A 12,097-nucleotide genomic window follows, 5' to 3' on the forward strand; every position below is an offset into this window, starting at 1 on the left:
ATTTTTACTGGTTAGAAACTTGCATTCAATCCCAACGACCACGTCTTTGTTATTGGCTGATTTCCGGTAGCCACTTCAGGGTCCATTCCTTTGAAATCTTTGCTGACAATGATAAATGGATTACTTACCGATAGAGACAGCGCCAGATTTTTCATGAATAAATGGGCCAACAACTTTTCCTGCAGATTATAGGATAGAGAAATGTTGTTACAGCGCAGAAAAGAAGCATTTACTACGCGGGCATCCGAATTATTGTACATATCCCAGGGATAGCCCGCATATCCTGATGGAAAATACAATACATTCTGTGTCCCGTCCGCCTTCATGGAAGGAATAGTGGGGATAGATGTAAATTTCTCATCTCCGGGTTGTCTCCAGCGGTTCACAAACTCCTTCGGCAGATTTTCATAAGCACTCGGTAGAAAATTGCCCGGGAACATGTTATAAAGGAATTTCTTTCCACCTATATTCAGGTTAAATGCCGTTGACAGGGAAAAAGTTTTATAACGCACTAAAGTAGAAATGCCGCCATAAAAATCAGGCTCCAATTTACCCATGTACTTCATGTACTCTGTTACGTCCGTCATAGCTTTCGGATTCTCAGCTGCAGTAGGCATTACAAATTCAGGCACACCCGTTTGCGCGTTAGGCCCTTTATACTGGAATGCCCAAAATGCAGAGACCGGATATCCTACCTTATTCAATGTTCCGGCTACAGCCCCCATCCACCAGGTGGCGGTAGGGAAAGGCGTTTCCACGGTGTTGATATTCCTGGAAGTATTTACCGTCAATGTCCACAACCAGTTTTTGGTGCGTACAGCAGTACCTGAGAGTTGCAGTTCAAGCCCCTGGTTGAGCATATTACCCCCATTCACGGGCATAGTAGCAATGCCATACTCTGAAGGCACTTCTTTATAGATGATCACATCTTCAGATTTCTTCCGGTAATATTCAAAAGAAAGCATGAAGCGGTTCTTAATGATCCCCAGGTCCAACCCCATATTAACGGTTTTGGTTTTTTCCCAGCGCAGGTCCGCATAAGGGAGTGATTTGATCTGTAAAGAAAACTCTCCTGAATAGTACTCTATCGGCGTATAAGGGATTTGTGCTATTAACTCAGGACCAAAATTTTCTGCTACATTTCCCTGCCAGCCATAAGTGGCGCGGAAGTTCAGTTCGCTGATCAGATGCTGATCCTTCATCCAATCCTCATTATGTACATTCCAGCGCACACCGGCAGACCATACCGGCAAAAACCGGTTCTGGGTGTTTTGTCCGAAACGATTGGAAGCATCCCACCGGATGCTTCCGGTAGCCACATACCGTTCAAGGTAGGAATAAGTACCACTGCCGTATAAAGAGAAGAAGTTGGACTTCCGGTCAGTCATACGTGAGGTAATGTATCCATTATAAAGGCCATTGGGATAAATAGTGCCACCTTGTGTAATGGTAGGCGGAGGGAATGTTACATTTTTCCCCCTGTCCGGAAAATAACCAAATACGGTACTGGACGCTCCGTCTACTTTAGTGCTCCGGCTTTCCTCTCCAAGCAAAAAGCTGATCCTGTGCCTGCCCAGGAGTTGGTTATAAGAAAGGCTGTTCCGCCAGTTAATAGTAGAGGTACGGGCCTCAGTGGTATTCAATTCACCTCCATGCGGCAACCGGGAAGCTTTGTATTCTACTTCACCCGGGGCATATTTACCATAATCATAGTTCCGGAAATTGGCCGCAATGTAGTTGCTCCTTTCCGAAGCAAAAGATTCCCCTACTGCGTTGCTGGAGGCAAAACCTACAATGCTTTCAAAACGAAGTCCTTTAAATACATCATACTTTAAGTTCAGATAAGTATTAAAGTTCCTGGTATCGTTTTCATTTCCGGTATTGGCCAGTTCATTCAACACATTATACTTGTACAGGGAAGAACCCTGTTCGTAAAAGAACAAACCTCCGGTTTCGTCAAAAGCCGGGATGGCACGGCTGGAGGTGGAAGCATAGGTATAAGGATCTACCCGGTAAAACCCGTTCGTTTTAGTAACGTTTCCGTTTAGCCGCATAGACAGCATGATCTTCCTGTTCAATTGTGCATCCATGTTAATGGAAGCGGTATTTGCTTCTGATTCATTGCCTTTGGCCGCACCCTTTGTTCTGTTGGTTGAAAGGGAAGCATAATAACGAACAATATCAGATCCGCCTGAAACATTAAGGGAATGATTGTAACTGACCGGTTGTTGAAATAACAGGTCAAACCAATCTGTATTTACCGTTTCCAAACGTTTTACCTCACTATCAAACTCCGCATAAGTGATCTCTTTGTTCAGGTAACGCCTGATGGCATTTTCATATCCAACTTTCTCCGTGTACCGGGTGCCATACAATCTTTTGTCGTAGATCTCCCTGGAAACGTCAATACGCTCTTTTGAATTCATTAAATTCATCTTGTTGTAGCTGAGCTTGTTCGTTACCGATGTATTGCCGGAGTAATTGATAGAAACCCTGCCCTTTTGACCTTTTTTAGTGGTGATGATGATAACGCCGTTGGCTGCTTTAACACCATATAAAACGGTGGCGGAAGCATCTTTTAGTATCGTGATATCTTCAATGTCGTTGGGATTTAACCAGGAAATGCTATTCCCGATAAAAGTGCGGATCATATCAAAATTATCCTGGGTAATTGCGCCATAACTATCCAGTTCCTGCGCCTTAAAAGGAATCGGATCTTCCTGGATAATACCATCCACTACCCATACTGGTTCCTGGTTACCCAGGAGGGTGGATGTACCCCGTATGCGCACTTTTTGCCGCGGCCCTACTAAACCACTGTTGTTCAGCACCAGCAATCCCGGCAGCTTCCCCTGCAGCATCTGTTCTATGGTATTCGTTCCATTAAAGAACAGGTCCTCCCGTTTAATGGTATTAGCTGAACCCACCATTTCCATCTTCCGGATGGTTTGAAAGCCGGTTACAACCACCTCATCCACCACCTTGATCTCGTCTTCGAGTACAACCACCACAGGTTCGTTCTCATCATATTTTGGAAAAGTAACACTGCGCCGCTGCATGCCGATAAAAGAGAAAACAAGTTCTGCTTTAACACCATCAGGTACAGCTAAGTCAAACACGCCGTCCTTATCGGTTACAGCCTTCACCTGGGTACCCTTTAACAGGATGGTTACTCCCACCAAAGGCTGCCCTTTTTTATCTTTTACAACACCTTTTATGGGCCCTTCCTTCTTACTATCCTTTCGCTTGATCACAATGGCATTTCCCGAAATTTTATAGACCAGGTCAGTATTCTGGAGGCACTTCTCCAGGATCTGATCAACAGATCCGCCTGTTACATTCAACGTCAGGTTATTGACCTTTTCAATTTCCTTTGTTCCATACATGAACACAAACCTGGTATGTTTCTGTATTTCCCAAATTACCTGTTCTAAAGACGCATGTTCCATCTTCAGCGTCACTTTATCCTGCGAATGTACTTTTGCGGAAAGTTGAAAGCAGAAGGCCAGGATGAGCAAAGCTTTCAATTTTACAATAAACAGGAGCCTGGGCCATCTCCTTCGATGGCAGGGAAGACATTCTCGTTCTTTTCCCATAGATTTGGTTGCTTAAATGTGAGAGATTGGTTTTATCAGGCGCCAGGTGTTACGACCACCTGGCGCATTTTTATTTTACAGACGATATATATAATACTTTATCAACAAACTTTACCTTCACCAGCCCGGTAGATTTTAGCATATCAATAATAGGGGCCATGCTGTTATAACGCTCAAAGCTGGCTCCTATCTCAATTGATCTTGCCTCCTCATCTTCAAAGCGATATTCAAACCTGTACCACCTGGACAATTGCTTTAACACCTCTCCCAATTCCTCATTCCTGAATACAAATCTGCCTGTGCGCCATGCGGTGTAAAACATTACATCTACTTTGCGCACCTCCATTTTACCAGATGCCACCGCTACAACAGCCTGCTCACCCGGAACAATCTGGCGCCATTCTCCATCAGCACTGACGGCCACTTTTCCCTCTGCAAGTGTTGTTACTATATTCTGCTCATCGGCATAGGCTCTGAAATTAAATGATGTGCCCAGCACCTTTACTGCCACATTTCCATTTTTTATAATAAAAGGATGGTGTGCATCTTTAGCCACATCAAAATAAGCCTCTCCTGTTAACTCCACCGTCCGATCCGTTCCTTTAAAAGCCACGGGGAATTTCAGCTTTGTTTCCGCATTTAAAAATATCCGGGTACCATCTGATAAGGTTACCGAATACTCCATACCGGTCATTGTTTGTATTTCATTGAATACAGCCGTGCCGGATGCCGCATCAGCCATTGCATAATCTATACTCCCCGAATCTGTTGCAATCTTCGTTCCGTCGGCCTCTGTCATTTCAAGCGAATTGTTCTTTGAAATATCGATCACACGTCCGTTACCCAAAGTGAGCTTCGCTCCCGCCGAACCGGCAAGTATGTGCGGTTCCACGATGGGAGATTCTATTGATGACCGGTTCCACCAGTAAAGCGTTCCAACAGATACAACTGCTAACAGGATCGCTGCATACTTCAACATGTTCCGCCATGGTTTCATTTTTCGCACCTTATTATCTTTATCCAAAGATGCTTCTACCTTTGCCCAGGCTTCATTTGCCGGGAACTTCTCACGTAACCGGTTGTTTTCTTCATAAGCTTCCTTCTTCATCAGCCGTTCCCATAAGTGCAGGTTCCTTTCATCCTCCTGCAACCATAACTGTAGTTCTTTTTCATCGTCCTCCGTTTGAGAACCGGTAGAAAAGGCAGCCATCAACTCTGATATTCTAAAATATTCCCTATTAACTTCCATAACTTATTAGTTGATGGTATTCAATTTATTATGATTGTATTGAGCCCTTTGCCGTTTTTATAATACTATAACAATCTCATTCGTAAACCGGGGTAGTCAGAAAATAAAAAATTGTTACTTTTTTTTCTATAAGTTTGTTTTGGGGGTTCAAAGATGCATTATGCAAAATATTGTATTGGCAATCGGGAATGGTGATAAACATGCTTTCAAGGAGTTTTTTGAAGACTATTTTCCGATACTGTGTGCATTTTCATTTAAGTACATTAAGGATGAGGAACAGTGTAAAGACATTGCTCAGGAGGCTTTATTAACGTATTGGGAAAAGCGGGCCGAATTCGATTCCATTTATAAGGTAAAAAGTTTTGTATACATGGTAGCCCGCAACCGCTGTCTTAACATTATAAAACGGATGCAGGTTGGTGCAAACTATTTACAGGAGGCGAAAAATGAATTGGAATTTTTCTTTGAAGAGAACATTATAGAGCAGGAAACCTTTTTAATGGTACGCAAGGCTATTGAAGCACTGCCTCCCCAAATGCGGACCGTGATCAGCTATTCCATGGAAGGTTTAAAAAAACCGCAGATTGCAGCTGAAATGGGGATTGCCGAAGGAACCGTACACTCTTTAAAAAAAACAGCCTACAAAAAACTGCGGGAACAGTTGCAGGGACATTTTTACTTATTACTACTATATTAGTCTTCATCTCGTTACTCTTCCTGAAACTCCGCTGATCACCATCTCTTCAATTTCTTTTTTTGTTATTACGGCCCAATCTCCGGGGATACTTTGTTTCAATGCTCCACATGCGGTGGCGAAATTGATGATATCCTGCGGGGAGTAGTTACGCATTAATCCAAATAAGATACCTGCTGTGAAGGCATCCCCGGTACCTATCTGATCTGTGATGGTTTGCAGGGAGAAACCTTCTGCATAATAATATTTATCCTCATGTGCCAGGGCAGCACAATAGATACCGCCGGGTTTGCGGAAACTCATGCCCAACGTTTTTAAATGTGGCATGTGGGGTTTGAGGGCTTTGTGTGTTTGCTGGAAACGTTCTTCCAGTGATAATTGGGGGTCTGATTCAATGTCGTAATATATTTTCACTGCATCCAGGTCTGCTACGGCTATCTGGCTGTGTTGCAGCAAAGCGGGCATTACTTCTTTCGGTTCCTTTCCGTATTTCCATAAAGTAGCGCGGTAGTTGAAATCCGCTGAAATAGTGATGCCTTTCTTCCGCGCTACCTCTATGGCTTCCTGGCAAACATCAGCAGCGCTTTGAGATAAAGCAGCGGCTACGCCGGACCAGTGAAAATATTGTTGTTCTTCTAAAACATCGTTCCAGTTGATATCTCCGGTTTGGAGTTCTGCGAAAGAACTGCCTGCGCGGTCATAGATCACTCTTGTGGGTCTGATCTGGTTACCAGCTTCTGTAAAATAGAGGCCTAGTTTTGAGCCGCCGTGTGCGATATGCCCTGTTCCTACGCCATGACCTCTCAATTGCTGGAGGCCTGCTGCGGCTATGTCATTATCCGGTACCCTGCTGATGTATTCTACCTTTATCCCTAAACGGGCCAATAGCACACAGACGTTCGCCTCTGCACCAGCATAGTAAGCGGTGTAACCATCCGTTTGCTGGAACCGCTTACCATTATTGCTGTGTAATCTCAGCAAAAACTCTCCAAAGGCTGTTAGGTTATCATTCATGACCCCTAAAGTAAATATTTCCCGCGATATGGCACTTAGTATAACTCGAACAAGGCCTCAATTTCCACCGGAATGTTATCCGGGAGGGAACCAAAACCAACAGCACTTCTTACACCGATACCATTTTCTTCTCCCCAGACCTTTGCAAACAATTCGCTGCAACCATTGATCACATAAGGATGACGTTCAAAATCAGGTGTGCAATTTACCATCCCCAATACTTTGATCACCCGCTTTACTTTATCCAGTCCCACATGGGTTTTGATGGTGGACAACATGGCGAGCCCTACCTGCTGCGCTGCCAGTTTACCTTCCTCCATATCCAGCTCTTCTCCTATGCGGCCAATGATCAGTGACTTGTCATTCTTCACCGGGCCGTGACCTGAGAGGTACAGATACTTCCCATCTATGAGGAATGGTTTGTAAACACCCAGTGGTGTGGGTGCGGGTGGTAATGTTAATCCGGTCTTTTCCAGTTGCTCTTCGGCAGTTTTGTTTTTCATATTTATATAATTGTATCCAGTATCATTACGCCTGCCAGTCCAACTACGCCAACGATCGTTTCCATCACGGACCATGACAGCAAGGTGTTTTTTAAACTCAGGTTAAAGTATTCTTTAAACATCCAGAAACCGGCATCGTTCACATGAGAGAACATCAGGCTTCCTGCGCCAACAGATAATACCATCAGGTTAGGATCTGCATGCCCCTGCAATACCAAAGGCGCTACCATTCCAGCTGCCGTAATCCCTGCTATGGTGGCAGAACCAACACATGCTCTGATGATGGCAGCCATCATCCAACCCAATACAAGGGGATGAATGGGCCAGGTGCTCATTTCTCCGGCAATCTTTTCGCTCACGCCGCTTTGTGCCAATACTTCTTTCAAAGCCCCCGCGCCTGCAATGATCAGCAAGATCATCGCCACATCTTTAACAGCTGCTGTGTAAGTGCTCATCACTGCCTTCACGGGGGTTTGTTGTAGTATACCTAGTGTAAAAGTAGCTATCAGCAGGCAAAACAACATTACTATTGGTGCATCTCCTGTGAAATTATTTTTTGGAAGTACTTTTGTGATCATCAGCAGGAATACAGGTAACAGGGCGGTGAGGAAACTGTTCAGTTTGCCGGGTAAAGGCCCTTCTTCTTTTGCTTGAAAAAGTTGTAGCGGTCCTGCAGGGATCTTTTTCAGCCATCTTGCAAATACTGGTCCTGCTATGATCACTGCGGGAATGGCTACTGCCAGGCCATACATCAACGTTAAACCCATGTTGGCTTTGAATTCCCCTACTAAAATAACCGGTGAAGGATGTGGGGGAAGAAAACCATGTGTTACCGATAATGCAGCCAGTGTGGGTAATCCAATATAAACAGCGGGTAGTTTGTATTGATAGATCACTGAGAAGATCAACGGTACCATGAGTACAAATCCTACGCCGTAATATAATGGGATGCCAATTATAAACCCGGCTATCAATAATGCCCATTGCACATATTTAGGACCGAAAGTTGACATGAGTGAATTGGCGATCTGTTTTGCTGCGCCGCTTTCTGCCACCAGTTTTCCTAACATCGCACCCAACATTAAGATCATCAGCAGGCTGCCGACCGTTTCTCCGATGCCTTTTTGCAAAGCGGCAGGGATCTTTTCTATGGGTACTTTCAGCCATATGCCTGCAATAATAGCCACGATGAGGAAAGCGAGGAAAGCGTTGAATTTGCCCCATGTGAGGAGCAGGATCAGTAAAGCAATACAGCAAATAACAATTACAAAGGCCATTCTTCTCTTTTTCATTAATAATCCACCAGCGCCATATTCTCCGGGTGGGATGTTTTTTTTATTGATCGCTTTTATTCCACGATGATTTTTTTTATTTTTTATTGATCGATTTTATTCCACGATGATCTCGTCTATCATTAATAATCCATTTCCACCGGCGCCGTATTCTCCGGGTGGGATGATCCCTTTATTCACGCCTTTTACTTTCAGATACCTTGCTCTCACAGCGGGTACTTTCAGGCGGATGTTGTTGATACCATTCACAGGGAATTTATTTTCTTCGGCTATCAGTTTATAATTAACCCCATCTTCTGAAGCGTAGAATTGTAACGCTTTCGGCTCCCACATTCTTTGCCAGTGGTAATTTAAAATATTCGCGCCTATCAGTTGTATGGTATTTGTTTCTCCGAAATCTATTATGGCATCAAGATCACGGCCACTGAAGCCGAGCCATTGCTGATCATTGTATTTATCACTGCCAAAGATGCCATTCACCAGACTTCCGGCGTAACGGGTATTTTGAGGTTGGGCCAGTGTAACCTTTGCGCCTACTGCTTTATGGATATTGAATGCCTGGCTGAATCCATCGGAGGTTTTAATTACACTGGACTTTTTGATAACAATCGGGCGGGTGTAAAGACCAGGGGGACTGCCATCCGTTGTGTAGTAAATGGCAGCTTTCCCCTGGAGAGTGATCAGTAATTTTTCTTTGTAAACAACATTTTTGTAACTGATATCCTCTTTGAATTGTATAGACTGTTTTTTCAACCGACGTACGAAGCCCGGGTAATCTTTTGCATGCTGTGGACTCCACGCCACTTCTGATAATGCAATAGCTCGGGGCAGTAACATGTATTCTGCCTGTGTTGTTGTAGGAAGGTATTCACTCCACAGTTGCCCCTGCACCCCTTTCACTTCTTTTAGCGGCTCGTAGGTATATACTTCCTGCAAAGGTGTATAACCTCCGGCCGCTAAAGGTTCTGTTGTATATAAAGACTGGTAATGATCAAAGTACAATTCATCTTCCGGGGTCATGATCACCTGTTTGGCAGCGCCGCTTTCTGTTCCTCTCCAACTCATCACGGTAGCATCTTCTGCGAGGCCACCTTCCAGTATTTCGTCCCAGCCAATGATCTTACGGCCTTTACTGCGCACGTATTGATTGATGCGTTTGATGAAATAGTTTTGCAATGCATCTGCATCCGGCAGTTTTTCCTGCTGCATGCGGAGGCTGCAAAGCGGACAGGCATTCCATCTCGTTTTAGGGCATTCATCACCGCCAATATGGATGTAGGGAGAAGGAAATAAAGCGATCACTTCATCCAGTACATCTTCTAAAAAAGAGAAAGTGCTATCCTTTCCGGCACAGAACACATCATCAAAAATACCCCAGAAGGTAGCGGTCTTATAAGGGCCCCCGGTACAACCCAGTGAGGGATAGGCAGCTAATGCAGCCAGGGCATGACCGGGCATTTCAATTTCAGGAATGATATTAATACCACGGGCAGTTGCGTAAGCGATCACGTCTTTGATCTCTTCCTGCGTATAATATCCGCCATACTTCTTCCCGTCAAACCGATGCGGCAGTTCTTTCTTATGCCCTATCAATGTTTCATCTCTCCATGCCGCAACGGATTGAAGCTTCGGGTATTTCTTTATCTCGATACGCCATCCCTGGTCATCTGTGAGATGCCAGTGGAAATTATTGTATTTGTATTGTGCGAGGATGTCTATAAAATGTTTCACAAATGATACCGGGAAGAAATGCCGGCTTACATCCAGATGCATGCCTCTGTAGGCAAAGCGGGGGTAGTCTGTGATGAGGCAACTTTGTAGTTGCCCCTTGTTGTTCAGCTGTCTTACTGTTTGAATAGCATGTAAAATACCGGCTTCGTCATGCGCGGTGATCTCGATCTTACCTGGGTTGATTGATAAGCGGTAACCTTCTGCTTCTTTAACGGTGGTTGAATCTATGATTAAATGGATGCCTTTTGCTGTGGGGGATGATTGTATTTCAATTCCGATGTATTCCTTTAACAGGGCAACTGCTGTGCTGAGTGTTTCCGGTGCAGAGATGAAGGTTTTTTTGTCCAGTAAAAAAGCACCTGGTAACAGCTGCATTTTTACAGGCGCGGGGATCAGCGCAGGTGCGCTGATCCTTTGGGCCTGTACTGTTGCATAGGTTATCAGACATATTATAGCAAGGCAAATAACTCTCATCCTTATAATTTATCCCACCAGATCCTTGTGATCAGATTATCTGCTCCCTGGCGGATCACAGCATCGTCATAATTCTTTTTGTTGATACCCTGTTCAGGAACCGGATAAGGGATCCTTCTTGGGATAGTACCGCCAGTAGCGTTACCAGTGAAATTCACAGGAACCAATACAGGATATCCTGTGCGACGCCAGTTAGCATAAGCTTCCTGTTCATCGAGCAATGAAGCGATCCAGAATTGTGTATGGATCTGGTTGAGCTGGGCATCTAAAGTACCTGCTGTATTTAATGCGTTGGCAGTTGAATAAGCAGTGATCCTTGCCGGAGCAATTACACCGGCTGCACCAAATAAAGCCCAGTTCTTCAAAGCTGTCTCTACACCTGTTTTATAAGTATCTGCAGCATTACCGGCTGTCCAGGTACGCACGATAGCTTCTGTGAGCAGGAAATTAGTTTCTGCTGCACTGAGCACGATCAGTGGGGCTGCGTATTGCAGAATGGTAGCAGGATTTGGTTCAGAGAATGTATTGAAGTTCGCGGGTTTGCCATTCGTTCCATTCGGTAAACCTTTCTGTGCTGTGGATGTAGTATCCGGCACAGCGCCATTCCAAACTACAGATACCACAGATAACCGGGGATCGTTGCGGGATTGCAGCGCGTCGATAAACGTTTTGCTGAACTTGCCGAATTCGGTATTATTCACACCATTTGCTCCCTGTACATAATCCTGAGACACGAGTTCGAAAGCAACCGGGTTGTTATTATATACCTGCGGACCATTGGAATATTTCACGACGGCCTGATCTGCTGCAGTGAGGATCACACCTCCCTGGATGGCTTTCAATGCCCATTCTTTTGCTTTCGGTTCATCTCTTTTCTGCAAACGCATGGCGATGCGTAACATGAGGGAGTAAGCGAACTTTTTCCATTTGTCGATATCTCCTTCGTATAAGAAATCCGCTTTGCCGAATTTAGGTTGTGCCGGGTTAAATGCTTTTATGGCATCATCCAGTTCTTTCAGCATGCCGGCATAGATATCACTTTGGGCATCATACTTCGGAAGGAAGATAGCTTCCGTTCCGCCGCTATTTGCCTGGCTGTAAGGCACATCACCATACAGGTCAGTGATACGCTGGATCAGCATTACTTTCCAGATGGTGGCTGCGGCTCTTTTATTTACAAATTCGGGAGCAGTTGCCGCTTTGTCCAGCTCCTTTAATGTAGTGAGTACATTTGTATAAGTATACCGGAAGTAAAACGACTGGTATTGATCATGCACACCATATTTATCACCAGAGCCCGCTCCTGCGAGTTCTTTGGCGGTGGCAAAGTGTTGTACAAAGTTACCGCAGGTAATATAGGAAGTGTAAAAATACGCGCGGTCGTATACGTAATTCCCTTTGAGGATGCTCTGTGAAAAGAGATAATCCACGTTGGGTTTTGTTGACGCATTCGGGTTCGTATTCATTTCTTCAAAACCCTTGTCACAGGAGGCCAGTCCGAATAAGAGGACGAATGTATATTTAGCAAATCGTAACATAGTGAA

The 12,097-nt window shown here is 44.6% G+C and carries 8 protein-coding genes; 1 reads left to right on the forward strand and 7 read right to left on the reverse strand.

Annotation, left to right across the window (positions count from 1 at the left end; all coding sequences use genetic code 11):
• Positions 1-11: 11 nt before the first annotated feature.
• Together GFS24_RS24945 and GFS24_RS24950 are read right to left on the reverse strand one after the other, a co-directional pair.
• The gene (locus GFS24_RS24945) at positions 12-3,596 is read right to left on the reverse strand and encodes a SusC/RagA family TonB-linked outer membrane protein (protein ID WP_153664451.1); all 3,585 of its coding nucleotides are present in this window, start codon (positions 3,594-3,596) and stop codon (positions 12-14) included.
• A 70-nt stretch (positions 3,597-3,666) separates the two neighbouring features.
• The gene (locus GFS24_RS24950; protein WP_153664453.1) at positions 3,667-4,845 is read right to left on the reverse strand and encodes a FecR family protein; all 1,179 of its coding nucleotides are present in this window, start codon (positions 4,843-4,845) and stop codon (positions 3,667-3,669) included.
• A 160-nt stretch (positions 4,846-5,005) separates the two neighbouring features.
• Here GFS24_RS24950 and GFS24_RS24955 point away from each other — a divergent pair, with 160 nt between their 5' ends.
• On the forward strand, positions 5,006-5,542 hold the full coding sequence (locus GFS24_RS24955; protein WP_153664456.1) for an RNA polymerase sigma factor: 537 nt from the start codon (positions 5,006-5,008) through the stop codon (positions 5,540-5,542).
• Positions 5,543-5,545: 3 nt separating this feature from the next.
• Here the strand turns inward: GFS24_RS24955 and GFS24_RS24960 are convergent, their stop codons facing one another.
• The 5 genes from GFS24_RS24960 to GFS24_RS24980 all read right to left on the reverse strand — a co-directional run bounded on the left by GFS24_RS24960 (position 5,546) and on the right by GFS24_RS24980 (position 12,091).
• Complete coding sequence (locus GFS24_RS24960) at positions 5,546-6,553, reverse strand: sugar kinase (RefSeq protein ID WP_153664457.1); 1,008 nt, start codon at positions 6,551-6,553, stop codon at positions 5,546-5,548.
• Positions 6,554-6,588: 35 nt separating this feature from the next.
• On the reverse strand, positions 6,589-7,056 hold the full coding sequence (locus tag GFS24_RS24965; protein WP_153664459.1) for a RidA family protein: 468 nt from the start codon (positions 7,054-7,056) through the stop codon (positions 6,589-6,591).
• A 2-nt stretch (positions 7,057-7,058) separates the two neighbouring features.
• A complete protein-coding gene (locus GFS24_RS24970) occupies positions 7,059-8,333 on the reverse strand; it encodes a gluconate:H+ symporter (protein WP_153664952.1) in 1,275 nt (424 codons plus the stop codon).
• Positions 8,334-8,444: 111 nt separating this feature from the next.
• Entirely contained in the window at positions 8,445-10,553 is a 2,109-nt protein-coding gene (locus GFS24_RS24975) for a family 20 glycosylhydrolase (RefSeq protein ID WP_153664461.1), read from the reverse strand.
• A 2-nt stretch (positions 10,554-10,555) separates the two neighbouring features.
• Complete coding sequence (locus GFS24_RS24980; protein WP_153664463.1) at positions 10,556-12,091, reverse strand: SusD/RagB family nutrient-binding outer membrane lipoprotein; 1,536 nt, start codon at positions 12,089-12,091, stop codon at positions 10,556-10,558.
• Positions 12,092-12,097 lie beyond the last annotated feature (6 nt).

This window comes from Chitinophaga sp. SYP-B3965, from assembly GCF_009647655.1.
Taxonomy (GTDB): Bacteria; Bacteroidota; Bacteroidia; order Chitinophagales; family Chitinophagaceae; genus Chitinophaga.